21 protein-coding genes are annotated in these 21783 nt (G+C 65.5%); 9 read left to right on the top strand and 12 right to left on the bottom strand.

Annotated elements, in window-relative coordinates; genetic code table 11:
* The first annotated feature begins 31 nt into the window (after positions 1-31).
* Positions 32-2002, top strand: a complete 1971-nt coding sequence (locus tag AYJ57_RS18640) for a multiheme c-type cytochrome (protein WP_157374263.1) — start codon at positions 32-34, stop codon at positions 2000-2002.
* Here the strand turns inward: AYJ57_RS18640 and AYJ57_RS18635 are convergent.
* From AYJ57_RS18635 to kduI, 3 genes are all read right to left on the bottom strand, one after another.
* Complete coding sequence (locus AYJ57_RS18635; RefSeq protein ID WP_066109544.1) at positions 1991-2644, bottom strand: SDR family oxidoreductase; 654 nt, start codon at positions 2642-2644, stop codon at positions 1991-1993. The genes AYJ57_RS18640 and AYJ57_RS18635 overlap by 12 nt on opposite strands.
* 178 nt (positions 2645-2822) lie before the next feature.
* Entirely contained in the window at positions 2823-3566 is a 744-nt protein-coding gene (kduD, locus tag AYJ57_RS18630) for a 2-dehydro-3-deoxy-D-gluconate 5-dehydrogenase KduD (RefSeq protein WP_066109540.1), read from the bottom strand.
* The gene (kduI, locus tag AYJ57_RS18625; protein WP_066109536.1) at positions 3566-4390 is read right to left on the bottom strand and encodes a 5-dehydro-4-deoxy-D-glucuronate isomerase; all 825 of its coding nucleotides are present in this window, start codon (positions 4388-4390) and stop codon (positions 3566-3568) included. The genes kduD and kduI overlap by 1 nt, the downstream gene beginning before the upstream one ends.
* 336 nt (positions 4391-4726) lie before the next feature.
* On the opposite strand from kduI, the gene AYJ57_RS18620 reads away from it, so the two are divergent.
* Together AYJ57_RS18620 and AYJ57_RS18615 are read left to right on the top strand one after the other, a co-directional pair.
* Positions 4727-5467 (top strand): FadR/GntR family transcriptional regulator, encoded by a 741-nt coding sequence (locus tag AYJ57_RS18620; protein ID WP_066109533.1) that lies wholly within the window; start codon positions 4727-4729, stop codon positions 5465-5467.
* A 23-nt stretch (positions 5468-5490) separates the two neighbouring features.
* Entirely contained in the window at positions 5491-5799 is a 309-nt protein-coding gene (locus AYJ57_RS18615; protein WP_066110457.1) for a cupin domain-containing protein, read from the top strand.
* 201 nt (positions 5800-6000) lie between these two features.
* Here the strand turns inward: AYJ57_RS18615 and AYJ57_RS18610 are convergent, their stop codons facing one another.
* Positions 6001-6909: an AraC family transcriptional regulator gene (locus AYJ57_RS18610; RefSeq protein WP_066110456.1), complete on the bottom strand. Its 909-nt coding sequence runs from the start codon at positions 6907-6909 to the stop codon at positions 6001-6003.
* 209 nt (positions 6910-7118) lie between these two features.
* On the opposite strand from AYJ57_RS18610, the gene AYJ57_RS18605 reads away from it, so the two are divergent.
* The 6 genes from AYJ57_RS18605 (at position 7119) to AYJ57_RS18580 (ending at position 14057) form a co-directional block, all read left to right on the top strand.
* Positions 7119-8000 (top strand): carbohydrate ABC transporter permease, encoded by an 882-nt coding sequence (locus AYJ57_RS18605; RefSeq protein ID WP_066109530.1) that lies wholly within the window; start codon positions 7119-7121, stop codon positions 7998-8000.
* A 2-nt stretch (positions 8001-8002) separates the two neighbouring features.
* Positions 8003-8926, top strand: coding sequence for a carbohydrate ABC transporter permease (locus tag AYJ57_RS18600; RefSeq protein ID WP_066109528.1), 924 nt, complete (start codon positions 8003-8005; stop codon positions 8924-8926).
* Between the two features lie 4 nt (positions 8927-8930).
* The gene (locus tag AYJ57_RS18595; RefSeq protein ID WP_066109525.1) at positions 8931-10037 is read left to right on the top strand and encodes an ABC transporter ATP-binding protein; all 1107 of its coding nucleotides are present in this window, start codon (positions 8931-8933) and stop codon (positions 10035-10037) included.
* 29 nt (positions 10038-10066) lie between these two features.
* The gene (locus AYJ57_RS18590; RefSeq protein WP_066109522.1) at positions 10067-11332 is read left to right on the top strand and encodes an ABC transporter substrate-binding protein; all 1266 of its coding nucleotides are present in this window, start codon (positions 10067-10069) and stop codon (positions 11330-11332) included.
* Positions 11333-11418: 86 nt separating this feature from the next.
* On the top strand, positions 11419-12978 hold the full coding sequence (gene pglA / locus AYJ57_RS18585; protein ID WP_066109519.1) for a polygalacturonase PglA: 1560 nt from the start codon (positions 11419-11421) through the stop codon (positions 12976-12978).
* Entirely contained in the window at positions 12975-14057 is a 1083-nt protein-coding gene (locus AYJ57_RS18580; protein WP_066109517.1) for a glycoside hydrolase family 88/105 protein, read from the top strand. The genes pglA and AYJ57_RS18580 overlap by 4 nt, the downstream gene beginning before the upstream one ends.
* On the opposite strand, the gene AYJ57_RS18575 is transcribed toward AYJ57_RS18580, so the two are convergent.
* The 8 genes from AYJ57_RS18575 to AYJ57_RS18540 form a co-directional block, all read right to left on the bottom strand.
* Positions 14058-14702: an SGNH/GDSL hydrolase family protein gene (locus AYJ57_RS18575; protein ID WP_066109513.1), complete on the bottom strand. Its 645-nt coding sequence runs from the start codon at positions 14700-14702 to the stop codon at positions 14058-14060.
* A 17-nt stretch (positions 14703-14719) separates the two neighbouring features.
* On the bottom strand, positions 14720-15583 hold the full coding sequence (locus tag AYJ57_RS18570) for an amidohydrolase family protein (protein WP_066109510.1): 864 nt from the start codon (positions 15581-15583) through the stop codon (positions 14720-14722).
* 252 nt (positions 15584-15835) lie between these two features.
* Positions 15836-16969: a mandelate racemase/muconate lactonizing enzyme family protein gene (locus AYJ57_RS18565; protein ID WP_066109508.1), complete on the bottom strand. Its 1134-nt coding sequence runs from the start codon at positions 16967-16969 to the stop codon at positions 15836-15838.
* A gap of 15 nt (positions 16970-16984) precedes the next feature.
* Positions 16985-17887: a 5-dehydro-4-deoxyglucarate dehydratase gene (gene kdgD, locus AYJ57_RS18560; protein WP_066109505.1), complete on the bottom strand. Its 903-nt coding sequence runs from the start codon at positions 17885-17887 to the stop codon at positions 16985-16987.
* A 56-nt stretch (positions 17888-17943) separates the two neighbouring features.
* Complete coding sequence (locus AYJ57_RS18555; RefSeq protein ID WP_237220226.1) at positions 17944-18744, bottom strand: NAD-dependent epimerase/dehydratase family protein; 801 nt, start codon at positions 18742-18744, stop codon at positions 17944-17946.
* A 5-nt stretch (positions 18745-18749) separates the two neighbouring features.
* Entirely contained in the window at positions 18750-20027 is a 1278-nt protein-coding gene (locus tag AYJ57_RS18550) for a TRAP transporter large permease (protein ID WP_066109502.1), read from the bottom strand.
* Between the two features lies 1 nt (position 20028).
* On the bottom strand, positions 20029-20532 hold the full coding sequence (locus AYJ57_RS18545; protein ID WP_066109499.1) for a TRAP transporter small permease: 504 nt from the start codon (positions 20530-20532) through the stop codon (positions 20029-20031).
* A 67-nt stretch (positions 20533-20599) separates the two neighbouring features.
* Positions 20600-21583: a TRAP transporter substrate-binding protein gene (locus AYJ57_RS18540; RefSeq protein ID WP_066109496.1), complete on the bottom strand. Its 984-nt coding sequence runs from the start codon at positions 21581-21583 to the stop codon at positions 20600-20602.
* Positions 21584-21783: the final 200 nt, after the last annotated feature.

The raw sequence follows: 21783 nt of genomic DNA, 5'->3' as shown, positions 1-21783 counted from the left end.
CCGTCATATATTTTTCACTTCGGGATCGCCCATGATGTCCCTCCTTCGCGCCGCCCTTCTCCGCTCGCTGCCCCTGTGCCTGCTCACGCTACTGGCCGGCGCCGCCGCAGCGCAGGAGTATCTTGGGTCCGAACGCTGCATCACCTGTCACGAGGCGGCAAGCGCGGCATGGGAAGGCTCGCATCACGCGCTGGCGTGGACAGCGCCGACGCCGGACAACATCAGCGCCAATTTCGACGGCACCGAGTTTATCCTTGGCGACATGCAGGCGCGTTTCAGCCTCACGGCCGATGGCACGCCCCATGTCAGTGTCACCGAGCGCGATGGGGTGACCACCGAGTATGACGTGCATTCGGTGATCGGCGTGGAGCCGCTGCAGCAATATATCCTCGAGACAGAGCCCGGCCGCCTGCAAAGCTTCGATGTCGTCTGGGACACCGAGAAAGGCGGCTGGTTCCATCTCTACCCCGAGCAGAACTACGCGCCCAATGATGGGCTGCACTGGACCGGCCCCTACAAGACGTGGAACAGCCGCTGCGCCGCCTGCCACGCCACCGGCTTCGAGGCGGGCTATGATCCGCAGAGCCGCAGCTTCGCCTCGACGCAGGTCGAGATCGGCGTCGGCTGCGAGGCCTGCCACGGCCCCGGCTCGGAGCATGCCGACTGGGCCGAGAGCTATGAGACCACCCAAAAAGCGCCGCCCCCGGCCTATGGCTTCACCGTCGACATGTCGCAGCCCGCGCAGATGATCGAGCAATGCGCCAGCTGCCATTCCCGCCGCGAGCCCTTTACCGAGGGCAACCCGCTGCCCGGCACACCCTATCACGACAGCTACAACCTCTCGCTGCTGCGCGAGGGCGCCTATGAGGCGGACGGCCAGATCCTCGACGAGGTCTATGTCTACGGCTCGTTCCTGCAATCGAAGATGTACGCCGAAGGGGTCAGCTGCTCGAACTGCCACCTGCCGCATGAGGCCGAGCTGATCGCCGAGGGCAACGCCGTCTGCACCCAGTGCCACAGCCCGGCGGGCAATCCCGAGTTTCCCTCGCTGCCGCTCAAGGTCTTCGACGGGCCCGAGCACACGCATCATCCCGAGGGCTCGGCAGGCGCGGAGTGCAAGACCTGTCACATGACCGAGCGCGTCTATATGGGCAACGACTGGCGGGCGGATCATTCCTTCCGCATCCCCCGCCCGGACCTCAGCGCCGAGACCGGCGCGCCCGACGCCTGCACCACCTGCCACGAGGACCAAAGCCCCGAATGGGCAGCGGCCAAGCTCGAGCAGTGGTTCCCAGAAAGCACCCACCGCGGCGCGCATTACGGCCAGATCCTCGCCCATGGCCGCCGCGATCCTACCCGCGCCGCGCCCGAGTTGCGCAGCCTGTCGCAGGACACCGATATGGCTGGCATCGTGCGGGCCACCGCGCTCTATCTGCTGGAGCAGGCGGGCGATCCATCCGAGGCGGCGGCGCTGGAGTCGCTGCTGCAGGACCCCGACCCGCTGGTGCGCAGCGCCGCGGTGCGGCTGCAGCGCGTGGCCCCCGCCATGGAGCGCGCGCCGCGCATCATGCAATCGCTCTCGGACCCGTCGCGCTCGGTCCGCATGGCCGCCGCGCAATCGATGCTGGATGCGCAGATCGCCCATATGCCGGGGCGTTACGAACGGGCGCTGCGCAGCGCCTTTGCCGAATGGCAGGCCTCCATGGCCAGCCGTCTCGATTTCCCGGAGACCCATCTGCAGATGGGCGGCATGGCGCTGGTGATGCGAAATATGCCCGCCGCCGCCAACGCCTTTGCCGAGGCGACGCGCCTCGACCCGCAGCTCAGCGATGCCTGGATCATGCAGATCCGCATCGCCTTCGCCACCGGCGACGAAGCGCAGGGGCGTGCCCTGCTTGGCGAGGCGCTGGAACAGGTTCCGGACAATATGACCCTGCAGATGATGAACGCCGAGCTGACCGGCCAGCAGATGGACCTGTTGCCGCCGCCCTCAGCGGACTAGCGCCGCCACCGCCTCCGCCACGGGCGTCTCGCCATCGGTCAGCTCAAAGATTTCGCGCCGGATCTGCGGCGTGTCGATCAGCCGCGCCAGCACCGCCGCCACCGTTCCGCGCTTGACCGAGCCATAGGGGATCGCGGGCGACAGCCGCACGCCGCCGCCCTCCTCTTCATGCAGCAGCGTGCCCGGGCGCAGGATCACCCAGTCGAGATCGCTGGCCACGAGCGCGGCATCGGCCTCCTTCTTGGTCTTCATGTAAAATTCGAAGTTCGGGTTCGGATCCTTGCCGCGCCCCGCCTCGGGCATGGCAGAGACGAGGTAGACCCGGGCGATGCCGCTCGCCTTCGCCGCGGCGATCATCTTCAGCGGCCCCTGCCCGTCGATCTCGGCGGTTCGCTCCAGCCCGCTGCCCGCAGCTCCGGCGGAGAAGACGATGACATGATGCCCCTTGGCCGCCGCCGTCATCTCTGGCGCGCCCATGGCCATCAGATCGCCCTGCAGCGGCGTGGCGCCCGCGGCGCGAAGCTCCGCGGCCTGCTCGGGCTTGCGGTGCAGCGCGGTGACCTCATGCCCTGCCGCGATGAGTCGCGGAAGAAGCCGATGGCCGACGCCGCCAGTGGCGCCAATAAGAAGAATGCGGGACATAAGAAGGACCTTTCCGTTTCGTCCCTCAAAACTGGTCTCCAAAACGCATTTCGCAAGAGCGAAAGGGCGACCCGCCCCGGATCGCCGCCGGATCGCACCCAGGCCGCCCCCTGCTTCTTCTCTTTAAAAATACGCCCGCCGGAGGCGGTCCCGCCGCTGCCGCAGGCGCAGCACAGGTTCAGCGCGCCAGCCAGCCGCCATCCACGTTCAGCACCGCGCCGGTCACATAGCGCGCCGCGCGCGAGCACAGATAGGCCGCGGTGCCGCCGATGTCCTCGGGATCGCCCCAGCGCCCGGCGGGGATGCGCGCGAGGATCGCCTCGGACCGCTCCGGATCGGCGCGCAGCGCGGCGGTGTTGTTCGTCGCGATATAGCCCGGTGCAATGGCGTTGACGGTGATCCCATGCGGCGCCCATTCGTTGGCGAGGATCTTGGTGATCCCGGCCACGCCGTGTTTCGAGGCCGTATAGGCGGGCACCCGGATGCCACCCTGAAACGACAGCAGCGAGGCGATATTGACCACCGCGCCCTCCTGCCCCTTGGCAATAAGCTCGCGCCCGAAAGCCTGACAGCTGAAGAACAGCGCCTTCATATTGGTGTCGACCACCGCGTCCCAGTCATCTTCCGAGTAGTCGGTGCTGTCGGCGCGGCGGATGATCCCGGCGTTGTTCACCAGCAGCGAATAGCCCGCATCCGTGAACACATCCCGCGCCGCCATCGGGTCGGCGAAGTCGAGCAGCAGCGCCTCCGCCGTGCCGCCCGCCGCCTCGATAAGCGTGACGGTCTCGTCGCAGGCCCGCCGCCCGACGCAGGTCACAGACGCGCCCTGCCCGGCCAGCGCCACCGCGATGGCCTGACCGATGCCGGTGTTGGCGCCGGTCACCAGCGCGCGCTTGCCCTCCAGCGAAAACAGCCCGGCCATCAGCGCAGGTCCTTGGGCTGGATGAAGTCCATGTCGGTGTAAGCGACGTTGTCGCCTGCCATGGCCCAGATGAAGGTATATTTGCCGATGCCCGCGCCCGAATGGATCGACCAGCTTGGGCTCACCACGCCTTCTTCATTGGCGATGAACAGGTGGCGGGTCTCATCGGGCTCGCCCATGAGGTGCAGCACGCGGCTTTCCTCGTCCATGCCCCAATAGAGATAGGCCTCCATGCGGCGGTCGTGGATATGGCTGGGAATGGTGTTCCACACCGATCCCTCTTCCAGCGAGGTGTAGCCAAGGATCAACTGGCAGCTTTCCATCACCTGCGGATGGATGAATTGCTTGATGGTGCGCTTGTTCGAAGTTTCGGGCGCGCCCATGGTCACCTCGACGCAATCGGCGAGGGTGATCAGCTTGGACGGATAGGTCTTATGCGCCGGGCAGGAGGTGATGTAGAACCGCCCCGCCCCCGAAAAGCTGACCGCGCCCGTGCCCATTCCCAGATACAGCACATCGCCGCGGCCCATCTCGTAGGTCTGCCCGCCCGCCTCGACAGTGCCTGCCTCGCCGATGTTGACGATGCCCATCTCGCGGCGATCGAGGAAGTTCGGCGTCTTGGTTTCCTCCACCACGTCCAGCGTCAGCGTGCCGCTGCCGGGCACCGCACCGCCCATGACGAAACGGTCGTAATGGGTGTAGACGAGACGGATCTCGCCCTCCCGGAACATGCCCTGCGCAAGGAAATGCTCGCGCAGCTCCTCGGTCCACATGTCGCGGGCTTGCGTCGGGTGGACGGCGTGGCGGGTTTCGACGGTCAGCATTGGCTTTCTCCCAAAAGGACTCCCGGCGCGGCAGGCTGCATGGCCCGCTGGCGCCCCTCGCGCGCAAGGAAGCACGTCTGCGCCTCGCCTTCAAGATGTTATCATACAAGATAGCAGATACATCTGATCTCCGCTCATCCACCGCACACTTACGGGCGAAGCCCACGCGCCCGGATGCGCCAAATTGGCGCAGATACAGCACATATTGCGGCAGGCATGGCAGCAGACACCAAAACAGACGCAGCGCCCTCGCCATCTGTGACGCCCCGCCGTGGACAGGCCTGCAGAAACCTGTCATATATGTAGAACCTCAAAGACAACCGGAAAGACAGCGACGTGACCGAGCAGAAAGTCAAAACGGCCCGCCCCTCGCGCGGCAGCGGCAAGACGCTCGTGGAACAGGTGCGCGACCAGCTCCGCGCGCAGATCGAGTCCGGACAATATGCCCCCGGCAGCCGCCTGCCGAGCGAGGCGAAACTGACCGAGGAGTTCGACGTCAGCCGCACTGTTGTGCGCGAGGCCGTCGCCTCGCTGCGTTACGACGGGCTGGTCGAGCCGCGTCAGGGCGCGGGGGTCTTCGTGCTCGACGCGCGGCCTGAGATGGAATTGCCTTTCCAGAACATCGACTTCGTGCGCATCTCTTCGATGATCGAGATGCTCGAGCTGCGCACCGCGGTCGAGGTCGAAGCCGCCGGGCTTGCCGCCCTGCGCCGCTCGCCCGCGCAGGAAGAGCAGATCCTGCAGGCGCTCTCGGCCTTGCGCGCCAAGGCCGCCGCCGGAGAGCCGACCTCGCTGGCCGATTTCGAGCTTCACCTCGCCATCGCCGATGCGACCAATAATCCGCGGTTTCGCGATTTTCTGTCGATGATCGGGGCCAGTGTGATCCCGCGCCATGCGCTCAGCGACAGCAGCGACGCCGCAACCGCCACCTACCTCAAGGCGATCGACGCCGAACACGAGGCCATCGTGAGCGCCATTCTCGACGGCAACGAGGATGCGGCGCGGCTTGCCATGCGACTTCACCTCAAGGGCGCGCAGTCGCGCTATCGCAACCTGCTGCGCAAGACCGGGCAATGAGTCCCGAACCCAAGGAGCTCAACATGAGCACATTTCCCGTCGTTTTCCCCGATACCGGCGTCGCCCGGCAGGTGCTGGCCGACAGCCCCGAACTGATGGTCGTCTCCTTCCGCTTCGAGAAAGGCGCGCAGGGCGCGCTGCATCACCATCCGCATGTGCAATCCACCTATTGCGAGAGCGGGCGCTTCACCTTCTTTCTCGGCGACGAGAGTTTCGAGGTGAAGCCGGGCGACAGTTTCGTCATCCCCTCGGGTGCAAAGCACGGCTGCGAATGCCATGAGGCCGGGCGGCTGATCGACTGCTTCACCCCGCGCCGGGACGATTTTCTTTAACCTCACCAACACTGCACATTGAGCCGGGCGAGCGCCTGCCCGTGGGGTGGCGCTGCAACCTTGGACGGATGCGGTTTATCCTGACCAAATCCGGACGACATGCGAAGGATGCGCGACGCTGACAAAGCGCCAGCCCGCAGGGACGGGCAGGCGCTCGCCCGGCGGCCTTCGGCCTTGACTCCGGGCCAACCCTACCCCTCTTCACCCCTCCTCCAGCGCCCGCGCCTGATCGGCCTCGTCCATGCCCATCACCTGCCCGTCCTGCGCACGCTTCACCCGCTTCTGATGGCCACGCGGGCTGATGCCCATCTGCCGCTTGAACGCCCGGCTGAAGTAATAGGGATCGCCGTAGCCGATCTCGCCCGCCACCTGCGAGGGGCTCATGCCGCGCTCGAGCAGCGACATCGCCCGCTCCATCCGGCAGTACTCCTGATACTGGCGCGGCGTGCGGCCCAGGCGGTCGCGAAAGGCGCGGTGGAAATAATCGGCATTGTAGGGCGCGTCCTTCACCGCCTGCGCCGCCACCTCGGGATCGAGCGGCGCGGTCGAGATCTGCGCCGCCGCCTTCATCACTGCTAGATCAATCGCCGCCGCCCCGTCCAGCGGCACCGCCCCGCCGTGGCGCCAGCCAAGGAAGGCGTCGTCGATAAAGGCGATCAGGAACACCATGAAGAGATGATGCTGCATCAGCGTCACCGAATTGGGCGGCGCGCTCTCGCGGTAAGTGCGGATAAGCGGCGCCAATTCGTCCCAGCGCGACAGCCGTACCTTCCGCCGCAGATCCATCTGCGCGACAAGATCGGTGTCGCCGTAGATGCCAAGGGTGAAATGCTGCGCCAGCCCGGTGTAGAGCCCCTCTGCCTCGTTCCAGCCAGTGAATCCCTCGCCCCGCCGCAGCAGCATCGCCTCGCCCGGCTCCAGCGTGACGCGCGCGCCGCCTATGAGGTAATCCCCCCGCCCCTCCAGCGCGATCACCAGATCCTCCACCGGGTTTTCCTTCTCGATCCGCCACAGCGACGAATGCTGCATGCGGATCGCCGAGCGGGTGAGCGTCAGGGTCAGCGCCGTCGGCGGCACACGGTCGAGAATTGAACCTCCGATTTCGTCCATCTTTTTCGCCATCCTGGTGAATTCAATCCGGCCTCGCCTTCTGCCAGTAATTCATCATACAACTGTGGAGGACCGCCTGTCACCCGCCAGCCCTGAGGAGAGGGCCAGCTGACGCTACGGGACCGGCGATTTCCGCGCAGTTTGGGAGGACACATGCATATTTCGCCGAAGTCGGCCGTTTCGGTGGGCCGCGGCAAAGGAGGCCGCTCATGACGCGCAAGCGCGCTCTGGGGCTTGGCTACCTTTCGCCCTACATCATCGGACTTCTGGTCTTCACGATGATCCCCTTCGGGGCATCGCTCTATCTCAGCTTCACCGACTACAACCTCATGTCGGCGCCAAGATGGACGGGACTGGAGAATTACATCGATCTCTTCACCAAAGACCGGACGTTCCGCCGCTCGCTCTCGGTGACGCTGATCTATGTGTTCACCACAGTGCCGCTGAAGCTCGCCTTCGCGCTCTTCATCGCGTACATCCTCAACTATAAGCTGAAGTTCATCAATTTCTTCCGCACCGCCTTCTACGTGCCCTCGATCCTTGGCGGGTCGATCGCCATCGCGGTGCTCTGGCGCTACATTTTCGCCTCCGAAGGGCTGGTGAACATGATGCTGACCGGCCTCGGCTTCGAGGCGGTGAACTGGTTCGGCGATCCGCAGAACGCGCTGTTCACCATCACCCTGCTGCGCTGCTGGCAGTTCGGCTCGGCCATGGTGATCTTCCTTGCCGCGCTGCAGTCGATCGACAAATCGCTCTATGAGGCCGCCGAGATCGACGGGGCCAGCAAGGCGCATTGCTTCATCTTCATCACCATCCCGCTGATCACCCCGGTGATTTTCTTCAACCTGATCATGCAGATGGTCCAAGCGTTCCAAGAGTTCAACGGCCCCTACATCATCACCCAAGGCGGCCCGCTGAAGTCCACGTATCTCTTGCCGATGTACATCTACGACGAGGCCTTCCGCCGCTTCGACATGGGCTATGCCTCGGCCATCGCCTGGGTGCTCTTCGTGATCATCATGGTGCTCACCCTCGCGGCCTTCTGGTCCTCGAAGAAGTGGGTCTACTACGCCGGCGATAAGCGGAGCTGAACATGACCGATATTTCACACGCCTCCGATGTCCTCTCTGCCGGTGCTGACGGCCTTGCAGAGGCCCGCGCCGCCAACGCCCGGCAGGTCCGCAACGCCAAGATCTCGGCGGCGGTGCGCTACATCATCCTTTTCGGGGTGGGGCTGATGATGCTCTATCCGCTGATCTGGCTGGTGGGCGCGTCCTTCAAGACCAACGCCGAGATCTTCGCCAACCCCGGCTTCATCCCGCAAGAGCCCACCACCGAGGGCTATGTGAAGGGCTGGGAGACCTCGACCCCCTACACCTTCGGGCGGTTCTTCCTGAATTCCTTCCTGATCATTCTGCCCAAGGTGATCGGCACGGCGATCAGCTGCACGATGGTGGCCTATGGCTTCGCCCGCTTTGACTTCCCGCTCAAGAAGCTGCTCTTCGGCTCGGTCATCGCGATCCTGCTGCTGCCCAACGTGGTGACCCGCATCCCGCAATACCTGCTGTTCCGCGATCTCGGCTGGCTCGACAGCTTCCTGCCGCTCTGGGTGCCCTCTGCCTTTGCCGGTGACGCCTTCTTCGTCTTCATGCTGGTGCAATTCCTGCGTGCCATCCCTGGCGACATGGAAGAGGCGGCGCGGGTCGACGGCGCGAACTCCTGGCAGACGCTGGTGTTCATCGTCGTGCCGATGCTGGCCCCCGCCCTCATCTCGGTGTGCCTGTTCCAGTTCATGTGGACGATGAACGACTTCCTCGGCCCGCTCATCTACATCAGCTCGGTCGACAAATACCCGGTCAGCCTTGCGCTGAAACTCTCGATCGACACGACCGAAGCGTTCGAATGGAACCGCATCCTCGCGATGTCCGTGCTCACCATCACACCCGCGCTCATCGTGTTCTTCATGGCTCAGAAATACTTCATCGAAGGCATCTCTGCCGGTGGGGTGAAAGGATAATCCAATGGCACGTCTCCAACTCAACAAGCTCGAAAAGGTCTATGGCGGCGCCTTCAAGGCGGTGCATGGGATCGACCTCGACGTGGAAGAAGGCGAGTTCATGGTGCTGGTCGGCCCCTCGGGCTGCGCCAAATCCACCACGCTGCGGATGATCGCGGGGCTCGAGGAAGTGACCTCTGGCGAGATCCGCATCGGCGACCGCATCGTCAACGCCCTGCCCCCCGGCAAGCGCCGCATCGCCATGGTGTTCCAGAACTACGCGCTTTACCCGCATATGAAGGTGCGCTCCAATCTCGCCTTCGGCCTGCGCCTCGCGCATGTGCCGAAGGCCGAACGCGAGGCCGCCGTGCAGGAGGTCGCCCGCATCCTCGAGATCGAGCCGCTGCTCGACCGGCTGCCGAAACAGCTTTCGGGCGGTCAGGCGCAGCGCGTGGCGCTTGGCCGGGCACTGATCAAAAAGCCCGAGGTGTTCCTCTTCGATGAGCCGCTCTCGAACCTCGACGCCAAGCTGCGCGCCTCGATGCGGGTGCGGATCACCGACCTGCACAAGCGTCTGAAGGCCGAGGGCCGCCCCTCCACGGTGGTTTATGTCACCCACGACCAGACCGAGGCGATGACCATGGGCGACCGCATCTGCGTGATGAAGGACGGCCACATCATGCAGGTCGCCACCCCCAAGGAGCTTTACGACCGCCCCGCCAATCTGTTCGTCGCGGGCTTCATCGGCTCGCCCGAGATGAACGTGATCGACGGCGAGATCGAGGGCACCGACTTCCGCCTTGGCGGCCAGGTGATCTCACTCGACGAGGCGGTGCTGAACCGGATGCAAAGCAAACCGCAGGAGGCCGCGCTCGGCATCCGCCCGCAGCATATGAAGCTCTCGGCAGGCAACGGGCTGACCGCGCGCCTGCGCTCGGCAGAGTTCATGGGGCATGAAGTCTATCTGCACGCCATGCTCGAGGGCAAGGAGATCACCACCGTCGCCGGAGCCGCCGAATATGACGCGCTCGACCGGTCCGACGAGCGCATCCGCCTGACGCCCGACCTTGGCCACGCCCATATTTTCGACCGCGCCAGCGGCGCGAATGTATCCCTGCCCCTCGCGGGCTGAACCGAAAACTAGGAGGAGGAGTTTTCAAAATGAAATCAACGATCAAAAAGGCGCTGCTCGCCAGCGCACTGGTGCCTTGCGCGCTGTCGTCGGCAAACGCGGCTGACCTGCGGATGAGCTGGTGGGGCGGCGAGTCCCGCCACGTCGCCACCCAAGAGGCGCTGAAGCTCTGCGGCGAGAAATACGGCCACACCATCGCGCCCGAGTTCACCGGCTTCTCGGGCTATCTGGAAAAGCTCACCACGCAGATGGCGGGCGGCACCGAGGCCGACCTGATCCAAGTGAACTGGCCGTGGCTGCCGCTCTTCTCGCGCGATGGCACCGGCTTTGCCGATCTTGCCACGCTCGAAGGCGTGGACCTCTCGCAATACCCGCAGGCCGATCTTGATGGCGTCACCGTCAAGGGCCACGTGCAGGGCATACCGGTCTCGACCACCGGCCGCGTGTTCTTCTTCAACACCACCACGCTGGCCGAGGCGGGCATCACCCCGCCGACCACATGGGAAGAATTCTTTGGTGCCGCCGAAGCCCTGCGCGACAAGGAGGGCGAGGATTATCGCCTGTTCAACGCGGTCGCCGAAAGCGCGCAACTGCTGGTCTCGCTCGCCGTCACGCAAAAGACCGGCAAGGACCTCGTCGATCCGGAAACCAACCGCGTCGCATGGACGCCCGAAGAACTGGTCGAGGGCATCACCTTCTATCAGCGCATGGTCGACACCGGCGCCATCCAGTCGCGTCAGGACGAGGCCGCCGAGGGCAACGTGAAGCTCTACGAGAAACAGGCTTGGGCACAGGGCAAGATCGCTGGCTCTTATGAATGGGACAGCACCTACTTCAAGTTCTCCGACCCGCTGAACGAGGGCGAGGAATTGACCGCCGTGCCGATGATCACCTTCGAGGGGGCCAAGACCCAAGGTGTCTATCGCAAGCCCTCGATGCTGCTGGCGGTGTCGAAGAACTCGGACAATCCCGAAGCCGCGACCGAGATCCTCAACTGCCTCGTCAACGAGCCCGAGGGCATCGACGCGCTTGGCGTGACCCGCGGCCTGCCCGCCTCGCAGGTGGCGCTCGAGCGGCTCGAAGGCGCGGGCGAGATCAAGCCCGAGCTGCTGAAGGCGCATGAGATCATGATGGCCTCCGAAGGCCCCGCGGTCTCGCCGTTCAACGAGCATCCCGAACTGCGCGCCACCTTCGTCGATACGCTCGAAGAGTTCTCCTACGGCATGGTCAGCGCCGAGGAGGCCGCCGAATACATCATCGAGGGGGCCAACGACGTGCTGAGCCAGTTCGACTGAGACCAAGATTCCTCCCAAAAATACCTCCCTGTGGGCGGCCCATCACTCGGGGCCGCCCGCGCCGACCCAAGACGAAAGCCCGACCCATGTCCCTGATCCGATGCGCCGCGGTGACCCCGCGCATGGCCGTGCTGTGCCTTGCGCCGCCCCCCGCCCGCTACACCCTGAGCCCGGCGCGCCCTTGGCGGCTGCGGCTGGATGGCCAGACCGTCGCGGAAGGCAATGCCGCCACCGTGGTGCTGCCGATGGGCCCGCTGCAGCCGGGCACCGCCTATGCGTTCGACTGCGGCGGCGAGACCCTGAGTTTCACCACCCCGCCCTGCCCCGGCGCGCTGGACGTCACCGACTTCGGAGCCCAAGACGGCCTGCCGGACACGCCCGAGGCCGCCGCGCAGAACGCCGCCGCCTTCGCCCGCGCCATCGCCGCGCTGCCCAAGGGCGGCACGCTGATCGTGCCTCCTGGTCATTGGCTCTGCGGCCCCATTGAGCTGCGCTCGGACATGCTCCTGCACCTCTCGAAAGGGGCCACGCTTGCCGCGCCTTCGGACCGCACTGGCTGGCCGATCCTGCCCGCACATAGGCCCGATGGGACCATGCTCGGCTCGTGGGAAGGGCTGCCCGAGCCCTGTTTCCGCGCGCCGCTGCATGCCATCGCCACCCGCAATCTCATCATCGAAGGCTTCGGCACGCTCGACGGTGGCGGTGACCGCGGCGACTGGTGGACATGGGCCAAAGAGCGCCGCGATGGTGCCCGCCGCCCGCGCGGGCTGCATCTGATCGACGCCGAGGCCACGCGCCTCATCGGCTTCACCATCCGCAACGCGCCAAGCTGGACCATCCACCCGCAGGGCTGCCGCGATCTGTTTGCCGCCTGCCTGAGCATTCAGGCCCCGCACGACAGCCCCAATACCGACGGTTTCGATCCCGATATGTGCGAGGATGTCACCATCCTCGGCACGCATTTCTCGGTCGGCGACGATTGTATCGCGATCAAAGCGGGCAAGCGTGGCGATGCGGGCGAGGAGGGCCACCTGCGCCCCACCCGCCGCGTCACCGTGCAACACTGCCTGATGGAGCGCGGCCACGGCGGCTGCGTCATCGGCTCGGAGATGTCCGGCGATGTGAGTGACGTGACCGTCTGCGATTGCGAGATGGTCGGCACAGACCGCGGTTTGCGCCTCAAGACACGTCGCGGGCGCGGCGGGCGGATCGAGCGTATCGCCATGCGCAATGTGACCATGGACGGCGTGCTCACCGCCTTTTCGGCAAACGCGCATTACTACTGCGACCACGATGGCCACGCCGATTGGGTGCAGTCCCGCGCGCCCGCCACCGTGACGCATCTGACGCCGCATGTGGGCGAGATCACCGCCGAGGAGGTGGAGATCTGCAACCTCGCCCATGCGGTCGGCGCGTTTCTTGGCCTGCCCGAAGCGCCCATCGGCCCGATCCGCCTCTCACGCATCACGCTGCTGTCGCACGACGCCGCCGCCCGCCCCGAGCCGCCGCTGATGGCCGATGGCATCCGCCCGCTGCGCCACGCTGGCGTGCTGGCCGAACACGCAGAGATCAGCGGCGACCTTGCCGCCGATCCCGCCCCGCTCAGCACCGAAGACGTCCTAAACCGGAGCCCCGCCCTGCCATGACCCGTCCCACCGCCCTGGAGTATTTCGACGCCTTCGCCAGCCGCTACCGACACTATAAGGGCGGCAGCTGGTGCTATGAGGATGGCTGCATTTATCGCGGGCTCGCCCTGTTGCATCAGGCCACCGGCGAGGCGCGCTGGTTCGCGCATCTCAAGCGCCTGACCGACGCGCAGATCGCCCCGGACGGCAGCCTTGCGGGCTACCGCATCGACGAGTTCAACATCGACCACATCCTTGCCGGGCGCTGCCTGTTTCACCTCGCCGACGAGACCGGCGATCCGCGCTACATGAAGGCCGCCGACCTGCTGGCCGAACAGCTCTCGCGGCATCCGCGCACCAAGGCGGGCAACTACTGGCACAAGCAGCGCTACCCCAATCAGGTCTGGCTCGACGGGCTTTATATGGGGCTGCCGTTCCAGATCGAATACGGGCTGCGCAGCGACCGTCCCGACCTGGTGCAGAACGCGCTGGCCCAATTGAGCCGTGCGCTGGAGCTGACGCGCGGGCCAGCCGGGCTTTATGTGCATGGCTATGATGCCGCCAAAGTGCAGGGCTGGGCCGATCCCGAGACCGGCAAATCGGCCTCGGTTTGGGCGCGCGCGGTTGGCTGGCTGGCGATGGCCCTGGTCGACATCTGCGCGCTGGTGCCCGCGAGCGCGCCGAGCCGCAAGACGGTCGAGCTGTTGCAGGCGGTGGCGATGGAGCAGCGCCGCTCGGGGCTCTGGCCGCAGGTGCTCGACGCGTCGGGGCTTGGGGGCAACTACGAGGAAAGCTCTGCCTCGGCGATGTTCGCCTATGCGCTGATGCGCGCCACCGAGCTTGGTCTTGGCGAGTGGTTCGACGCGGGCGAGCACGCCTATGACGCGCTCATCCGCACCCGGCTCGAAACCCGCGGCGGGGTCACGCGCCTCACCCGCATCTGTCACGTGGCGGGCCTTGGCGGCTTCGACGGCAAGATGCGCGACGGCTCGCAGGGCTATTATCTGACCGAGGATATCGTCGAGGATGACGCCAAGGGCGTCGGCCCGCTGATGATGGCGGCGGCCCAAAGGCTGTCGGCCCGCGCGCCGGCTGAATGATCAGAGCCCCAGAAGCGCGCGCACCGGCTCTGCCAGTGCCGCGCCGATCGCCCGCGTGTTGGCCGCATCCAGATGCACACCGTCGAGCGGCGAGGGCTGCGCCACCCGCCCGGCATCGAAGAAGGCCACGCCCTCCTCTTCGGCCAGATCGGCGTAGAGGCTGCCGAAGAGATGCGATTGCTCCACCCGGATCGGACTGTCGAGCTCTCCGCGCGAGGGCGAGATGCAATAGGGCGGCGCGACGATCAGCACCTGCGGCATCGCCGAGGCAGGTTTGAACGGAAAGCCCCGCACCAGTTGAATGAGCCGCCGCATCCCCGCCTGCGCGCCGCTCGCCACCGCGCCATGTTTGGGCTTGAGGTCATTGGTACCCAGTATGATCACCACCAGATCAAGCGGCATATGCGCCGCCAGCGCCACCGGCAGCGTGCGGGTGGCGTTGCGGTCGCAGGGCGCGGCGTGATCGTCAAACGAGGTGCTGCGCCCGTTCACCCCATCGGCCAGCACCGTCGCCTCGGGGATCTGCGCCGCCAGCACCGAAGGCCAGAGGTCGGCGATAGGGTGCCGCAATCCTCCGTTGGCGGGGTCATGCCCCCATGTGAGACTGTCGCCGTAGCACAGGATCCGCGCCGTTTGCTCTGCCATGGTGTCTCTGCTCCTCCTCAGGTGATCTGCGGAAAACCATAGAGCGCCTGAGGGGTCTCCACCAGCACCTGCCGCTGCGCCGCCTCGTCCGGCAGCCAGCTCATCGCCAGATCCAGCAGATGCGCGTCATCGGGATAGTCCTCGGTGCGGCTGGCGTGGTTGTGCGGCCAGTTGGTGCCCCAGACGATGCGCTCTGGCGCATGCGCCCCGATCTCGCGGCTGAGCGCGGCGATGTCGGGATAGTCGGGGCCAGAGGTGGTGGTGGCCTCGTAGCAGCCCGCGAATTTGAACCAGCACTTGCCGCCGTCGATCAGCCGCTTGATGCTGGCCACATGCGCGGGCGTTATGCCGCCGAAGATCTTGCCGTGGTGGTCGAGCACCCAGTTGGATTTGAGCTTTGCAAGACGCGGCTCCAGATCCGGCAGCGCGGTGCCGTCGAACTGCACCGCCATCATCCAGCCCGCCGCATGGGCGCGCGCATCCACCGCCTCGAGCTGATCCAGCCCCACCGCCCCGCCGGGCAGGTCCATGATCCGCGCGCCGACGATGCCGCCCTCGGAAAGCCGGAGCATCTCGGCATCTGGAGTCTCACCGGTGATCACCGCCACGCCGCGCGCGCAATCGCCCATCTCGGCCACGCAGGCGAGCAGGCTGGAGTTGTCCATGTGATGCCCGTTGCCTTGGGTGATCACCACCCGGTCGATGCCGAGCCAATCCATGGCCTTGCGGTACATGTCGGGCGTCGGCAGAGGGTCAGCGGGCACACCCTTGCCGTCCTCGCGCCACGCATAGCCGGGCAGATACATATGCATCTGCGTGTCGCAGGCCCCCTTTGGCATCGGCGTCTTCGGCTTGGGGCCGGTGAGTTTGCGGTCGATCATTGGAATCCTCCTCGAAATGCGAGGCTGTGCCTTCGCGCTGGGATGCCCGGAATCAAGGCGAAGCCGCCGGGCAAGCGGTCGTTCATCGTGGCGCCATCGGTTCGAGCCCGATGGACGACGCCGTCCCGGCGGGCTGGCGCTTTGGTCATGTTGCGCGGCGCTCGGATGTCGAAAGGGCGTGGCAGGCATAAAGCGCAGACCACAACCCTCGCAGCGCCACCCCACGGGCAGGCGCTCGCCCGCCGCCGCGTCTTACCCCTTCGGCGCGAACTCCTTCAGCGCGTCCCGGTCGATCTCAATCCCCAGCCCCGGCGCGTCGGGGATGCTGACCCAGCCATTCTCATGCTCGATGGGCTGTCTCACCACCGCTTGGCGGAAGGGGTTATGGGTGCGGTCGAACTCCATGATCGGCTCGATTGGCCCCCGCCTCACCGGGTCGGGCACCATCGCCGCCATGAACTGCAGCGCCGCCGCGATCTGCACCGCCGTGCCCCAGACGTGCGGCACCACGCGCACCCCATGCAGCGTGGCAAGATCGGCCACTCGCTTGGCCTCGGTGAAGCCGCCCACCCCGCAAAGATCGGGCTGGGCGATGTCGATCACCCGCCGCCGCATCGGCTCGGCAAAGCCCCAGCGGGTGTGCCATGTCTCGCCGCCCGCCACCGGGACCGGCTGACGCGCGCGGACCTCGGCATAGGCATCCAGCTGTTCGGGGATCACCGGCTCTTCGAACCAGTCGATGTCATATTCGGCCGCGGCATTGCCCACGCGCACCGCCTCGATCACGTCATAGCCGTGGTTGCCGTCGATCATCAGGCGGGTGTCCGGCCCAATGGCCTCGCGCACCGCCTTGATCACCTGCAGATCCTCGGCGGGATCGAACCCGATCTTGATCTTCACCGCGTGAAAGCCCGCCGCCGCATGGCCGCGCATCTCTTCGGCATTGTCCGCAACCCGGTCGACCCCGTCACGCTTGAACGAGCCGGTGGCATAGCAGCGCACCTTCTCGCGGAACCGCCCGCCCAGCAGCGTGGAGACAGGAACCCCAAGCGCCTTGCCCTTGATGTCCCACAGCGCGATGTCGATGCCGGAAAGCGCGCAGACCGAGATCCCCCGCTGACCCTGATCGCGCAGCGCGTTGTAGAGCACGGCCCAGTGTTTTTCGGTCTCCAGCGGATCCTTGCCCAGAAGCCACGGCTTATAGGCCTCGACCATGGCGCGGTTCGGCCCCGCCGGGCCGAGGCATTCGCCCCAGCCCGTGGTGCCATCGTCGCAGATCACCTCGACCAGCAGATGCACCCGCCGATCGAAGCGCATGGAGGCACTCTCGAAGGCGGTCTCCAGCTTGTGTTCCAGAAGGTGGGTGCGGATCTCGGTGATCTTCATCTTGGCTCCTCGAACTTACTGATGCGCGTCGATCAGGGCTTTGAGGATTTCCTCCTCCTCGCCCGTCAGGTCCGACAGCGGCGCGCGGACGGGGCCCGCATCAAAGCCGACCAGACGCACGCCCGCCTTAATCGCCGACACGGCATAGCCCTTGCGGCGCGAGCGCAGGTCCATGAACGGGTAGAAGAAGCTCTTGAGGATGTCCTCGCAGGTGGCACGATCCCCGGCCCGCAGCGCGGCATAGAACTTGTTGGCCAGCGCCGGGACGAAGTTGAACACCGCCGAGCTGTAGGTGGTGAAGCCCGCGCCAAGGTAGGCTTCGGCAAACAGCTCCGCCGTCGGCATCCCGCCGAGGTAGATCAGCCGGTCGCCCATCTTGGCAGTGATCTGCCGCACGAGGCCGATATCGCCGGTGCCGTCCTTGAAGCCCACGAGGTTCGGGCATTCGTCGCAGAGCCGCGCCAGCGTGTCGGGCTGCAGCACGGCGTTGTCGCGGTTGTAGACCATGACGCCCATACCGGTGGCATTGCACACCGCTTTGACGTGCTCAAAGAGCCCTTCCTGCGGCGCGTCGATCAGGTAGTGCGGCAGCAGCAGGATGCCGTCCCCGCCCGCCGCCTCGACCGAGCGTGCGATGCCCTTGGCGATCTCGGTGCCATAGCCGCAGCCCGACACGATCGCGGTCTTGCCCGCGCTTTCCTTCGCCGCCGTCACGATGGCCGGGATCTCCTCCGGGGTCAGCGAGAAGAATTCGCCCGTGCCGCCCGCCGCAAAAAGCACCGGCGCGTCAAAGCCCGCCAGCCACTCGACGTGCTTCTGATAGGGATCGACGGCGAACTTATTGTCGGCGTCAAACGGCGTTACCGGGAAGGAAAGCAGGCCGGAGCCGAGGGCTTCTTTGATCTGTTGCGGGTCCATGCGTGGGTCCTCTTTTGGGGGCGCGCGCGTGCGGGCCTATGGGAATGGAATAAAGGTCAGCTTTGGTGGATGGGCTCGTCGGTGAAGACGCCGCCCTGATATTTCGCCACCGAGTCCTCGGGGCCGGGGCGCGGTACGGTCCGGCGGATTTCCTCGGCGTAGTCCTGAGAATTGTCCTGCGGCACCCAGCCAAGAAAGGCCGCGTGGGAGTTGTCCCACCAGCCCATGTCATTGGCCGATTGCCCCCAAATCACGGTGCAGCCAAGGCGCGGCGCGGTGAAGGCGGCCATGATCAGCGAGGTGAAATCGCGCGGGCTGATCCACGTCGACAGCATCCGCCAGTTCTCGGGCTTCGGGGTGCAGGATCCGATGCGCACCAGCGCGCTCTCCTGCCCGAATTTGTCATGGTAGAGGCTGGCCACCGCCTCGCCGAAGATCTTCGACACACCGTAGAGGCCATCGGGCTTGAACGGGTCGGTATGCTTCAGGCGCTGTTCCTGCTTGTAATAGCCGATCGTGTGGTTGGAACTGGCAAAGATGATCCGGGGCATGCCGTGCAGCCGCGCTGCCTCATAGAGGTTGTAGACGCCGCGCAGATTGGCCGTTTCGATCAGGTCAAAATTCTTCTCGACCGAGATACCGCCCAGATGCACCACCCCGTCGCAGCCCTCGACCAGAGATTTCACCGCCTCGCCGTCGGCGATGTCGCAGGACACGAAGCTCTCATTGGGGCCAAGGTCGGTGATCTCGGCGATGTCCGACAGGCGCAGTTCCTCGGCGTGGGGCTTCAGCGTCTCGCGCAGGATCTTGCCAAGCTGGCCCGCCGCGCCGGTGATCAGGATACGTTTCATCTTCATGTCTCTCACTCCATCAGGCTCGGCAGGAACATGGAGAAGGCCGGGACATATGTCACCAGCAGCAGCGCCACGAGGATCGCCGCGTAGAACGGCAGGATCGTCTTCACCGCATGTTCGATCCGCACGCCGCCCACGACGCAGCCCACGAAGAGGCAGGCGCCCACCGGCGGTGTGCAGAGGCCGAGGCCGAGGTTCATCATCATCACGACGCCGAACTGGATGGGGTCCATCCCCAGCCCCACCGCAACTGGCAGGAAGATCGGCGTGCAGATCAGGATCAGCGCCGCCATATCCATGATCATGCCAAGCACCAGCAGGATCAGGTTGAGCAGCAGCAGGATCACGATCGGGTTGTCCGAGATGCCTGTCACTGCATTGGCCAGCAGATCCGGCACCCGGTAAAGGGTCAGCAGGTAGGAAAAGGCCGAGGCCGTCGCCACCAGCAGCATCACCAACGCGGTCGTGCGCACCGAGCTGACGACGGCGGTCTTGAAGCCTTCCCAGCTGAGTTCGCGGTAAACGAAGGTGGTCACGAGGATCGCCCAGATCGCCCCGAAGGCGCCGGACTCGGTGACCGTCATCACGCCCGACAGCACGCCGCCCACCACAATGATCGCGGTCATCAGACCCGGCAGGGCGACGATGAACGACAGACCAAGCGCCTTCCAGCCGGGAAAGGTTTCAGCCGGGTAACCGCGCCGCACGGCGACCGCATAGGCCACGATGCCAAGGCAGAGGCACATGAGCATGCCGGGGATCACCCCCGCGATGAACAGCTTCGACACCGACACGCCGCCCGCCGCCACGGCAAAGAGGATCATATTGTGCGAGGGCGGGATCACCACACCCGCGACCGAGGAGGTGACGGTGACATTCACCGCGTAATCAGGGTCATAGCCCTTTTCCTTCATCACCGGGATGAGGATCGAGCCAAGCGCAGAGGTGTCCGCCACCGCCGAGCCCGAGATGCCGCCGAAGAGCATCGAGGAGGCCACATTGACCACGCCCAGCCCGCCGCGCATCGCGCCCACCGCCGAAGAGGCCAGCCGCACCAACCGCCCGGCGATGCCGCCGTGCATCATCAGCTCACCGGCGAAGATGAAGAAGGGGATCGCCAGCAGCGAGAACACCGAGATGCCCGACAGCACGCGCTGGAAGCCGATGAACAGCGGCAGCCCCTCGTAGACGAAGCCGCCCACCGCCGCGAGACCGATGGCAAAGGCCACGGGCATGCCGCAGATAAGCCCGCCGGCGAAAACCCCGAAAAGAATGATTAAACCCATGTCAGTACCCGCGGCCCTTCGCCAGTTCGGCCATTTGATAGAGAGTGAAAAGCGCGCTCAGCGCGCCGCAGATCGCCATGGGCACGGCGCGCATGCCCTCGGAGATGCCGAGCATCGGCACGGTGCGCGCCCATGTGTTCTCGGCGAGGATGTAGCCCTGCCAACCAAGGCAGATGGCGAAGATCAGCACACCGAGGAGCGCCAGCCACTTCATCGCCATGGCGATAGGGCCGGGAAAGGCGTCGCGAATGAAGTCCACCGACAGATGGGTGCGGCTCCAGACCCCGGCGGCCGCGCCGAGGAAGGTGATCCAGACCACGAGGATCAGCGCCAGCTGCTCGACCCATGTGGGGGTGTCGTTCATCACGTAGCGGCCCCAGACCAGCCAGCCGAAGATGGCGATCAGCAGCACCAGCCCGCTGCCCGCAACGAGCACGCACAGACGCGACAGAAGATTGAGCAGGCGATAGATGGCCCCTGCCCCGGCCGGTTGCGCGTGCGCCATGAACCCCTCCCGGACATGACGTGTCCCCGCGGGGACACGTCTTTTTCAGATCAAGCGATGCCGGTGATCACTGCACCGACTGGATGTCGCGGATCAGGCTTTCCAGATCGGGATTGGCGGCGATGAAATCGGCATAGACCGGCTCCATGGCGTCCTGAAACGCCTGCCCGTCCTCGACCTCGTTCACCGCCACGCCGCTGTCGATCACCTTCTGCTTGGAGGCATCCGAGCGTTCGGCCCAAAGCTCGCGCTGCAGGTCTGCGGCTTTCACCGCCGCCTCGGTGACAATTGCCTTGTCCTCATCCGACACGCCATCCCAGACCTTGGTCGAGACGCAGATGCACTCGGGGATGATCAGGTGGTTGGTGATCGAATAGTATTTGGCCACCTCGTAGTGGTTCGAGCTTTCGAACGAGGGGTAGTTGTTCTCGGCCCCGTCGATCACGCCGGTCTTCAGCGACTGATAGACCTCGCCATAGGCCATCGGCGTGGCGTTGCCGCCCAGCTTGTCGACCATCTGCACGTAAAGATCGTTGTTCATCACGCGGAACTTCAGACCGTCCATGTCGGCGGGCGTCTCGATCGGATGCTTGGTGTTGTAGAAAGAGCGCGAGCCGCTATCCATCCACGAGAGCGCCACAAGCCCTTCTTCCGACAGCGCGTCCGAGAAACGCTGACCGATCTCGCCGTCCATCGCCGCGTGCATGTGGTCCACGTCGCGGAAGATGAAGGGCAGCGACAGCACGTTGGTCGCCGGAACGATCTCGCCCATCGGGCCCATGTTGAAATTGCCGACCGCGATGGCACCGGCACGCACCTGCTCGATGGCGTCGGGCTGCGCGCCCAGAACGCCATTGGCGTAGACGGTGGGCTCGATCCGGCCCTCGGTCTTTTCCGTCACCTCGTCGGCGAACTGCTGCATCGCCACGACGTTCGGATAATCCTCGGGGTGAATGGCCCAGGCGCGCCAGGTTTCGGCCTGCGCGGCACCGGCCAGAAGGCCGCAGAGCGCGACGGTGGCGGTAAGAGCCCCGGTCTTGGTGAATCGCATGATGATCTCCTCCCTGTAGATGCATATGACGTCACGCCGCGGTTATGACCGACTTGTATGATGACTGTCAATATTTTCGTATGACAGAACTGTGAGGGCGTCGGGCTGACGCTCTCGCCCCCGCGAAACGCTCGCCAATGGGTTGCAAGCCCTGCGCCCTCGGGGGGCGACGCATTCGCGCAGAAGGCCCGCAAACGTGC

Origin of the sequence: Salipiger sp. CCB-MM3 (assembly GCF_001687105.1) — a bacterium.
GTDB lineage: Bacteria > Pseudomonadota > Alphaproteobacteria > Rhodobacterales > Rhodobacteraceae > Salipiger.
The sequence above is the reverse complement of the archived record's forward strand: the minus strand, read 5'-3'. Positions and strand labels throughout refer to the sequence as shown.

Excerpts from the sequence above, each read along its gene's own strand:
- kduI (WP_066109536.1), bottom strand. The coding sequence starts at position 4,390 with ATGCTGACCGTCGAAACCCGCCACGCCGTCCACCCGACGCAAGCCCGC.
- AYJ57_RS18575 (WP_066109513.1), bottom strand. The coding sequence starts at position 14,702 with ATGGCAGAGCAAACGGCGCGGATCCTGTGCTACGGCGACAGTCTCACA.
- AYJ57_RS18545 (WP_066109499.1), bottom strand. The coding sequence starts at position 20,532 with ATGGCGCACGCGCAACCGGCCGGGGCAGGGGCCATCTATCGCCTGCTC.
- AYJ57_RS18640 (WP_157374263.1), top strand. The coding sequence starts at position 32 with ATGATGTCCCTCCTTCGCGCCGCCCTTCTCCGCTCGCTGCCCCTGTGC.
- pglA (WP_066109519.1), top strand. The coding sequence starts at position 11,419 with ATGTCCCTGATCCGATGCGCCGCGGTGACCCCGCGCATGGCCGTGCTG.
- kduD (WP_066109540.1), bottom strand. The coding sequence starts at position 3,566 with ATGGCCGGGCTGTTTTCGCTGGAGGGCAAGCGCGCGCTGGTGACCGGC.
- AYJ57_RS18540 (WP_066109496.1), bottom strand. The coding sequence starts at position 21,583 with ATGCGATTCACCAAGACCGGGGCTCTTACCGCCACCGTCGCGCTCTGC.
- AYJ57_RS18610 (WP_066110456.1), bottom strand. The coding sequence starts at position 6,909 with ATGGACGAAATCGGAGGTTCAATTCTCGACCGTGTGCCGCCGACGGCG.
- AYJ57_RS18580 (WP_066109517.1), top strand. The coding sequence starts at position 12,975 with ATGACCCGTCCCACCGCCCTGGAGTATTTCGACGCCTTCGCCAGCCGC.
- AYJ57_RS18590 (WP_066109522.1), top strand. The coding sequence starts at position 10,067 with ATGAAATCAACGATCAAAAAGGCGCTGCTCGCCAGCGCACTGGTGCCT.
- AYJ57_RS18565 (WP_066109508.1), bottom strand. The coding sequence starts at position 16,969 with ATGAAGATCACCGAGATCCGCACCCACCTTCTGGAACACAAGCTGGAG.
- AYJ57_RS18570 (WP_066109510.1), bottom strand. The coding sequence starts at position 15,583 with ATGATCGACCGCAAACTCACCGGCCCCAAGCCGAAGACGCCGATGCCA.
- AYJ57_RS18555 (WP_237220226.1), bottom strand. The coding sequence starts at position 18,744 with ATGAAGATGAAACGTATCCTGATCACCGGCGCGGCGGGCCAGCTTGGC.
- kdgD (WP_066109505.1), bottom strand. The coding sequence starts at position 17,887 with ATGGACCCGCAACAGATCAAAGAAGCCCTCGGCTCCGGCCTGCTTTCC.
- AYJ57_RS18605 (WP_066109530.1), top strand. The coding sequence starts at position 7,119 with ATGACGCGCAAGCGCGCTCTGGGGCTTGGCTACCTTTCGCCCTACATC.
- AYJ57_RS18615 (WP_066110457.1), top strand. The coding sequence starts at position 5,491 with ATGAGCACATTTCCCGTCGTTTTCCCCGATACCGGCGTCGCCCGGCAG.
- AYJ57_RS18600 (WP_066109528.1), top strand. The coding sequence starts at position 8,003 with ATGACCGATATTTCACACGCCTCCGATGTCCTCTCTGCCGGTGCTGAC.
- AYJ57_RS18595 (WP_066109525.1), top strand. The coding sequence starts at position 8,931 with ATGGCACGTCTCCAACTCAACAAGCTCGAAAAGGTCTATGGCGGCGCC.
- AYJ57_RS18550 (WP_066109502.1), bottom strand. The coding sequence starts at position 20,027 with ATGGGTTTAATCATTCTTTTCGGGGTTTTCGCCGGCGGGCTTATCTGC.
- AYJ57_RS18635 (WP_066109544.1), bottom strand. The coding sequence starts at position 2,644 with ATGTCCCGCATTCTTCTTATTGGCGCCACTGGCGGCGTCGGCCATCGG.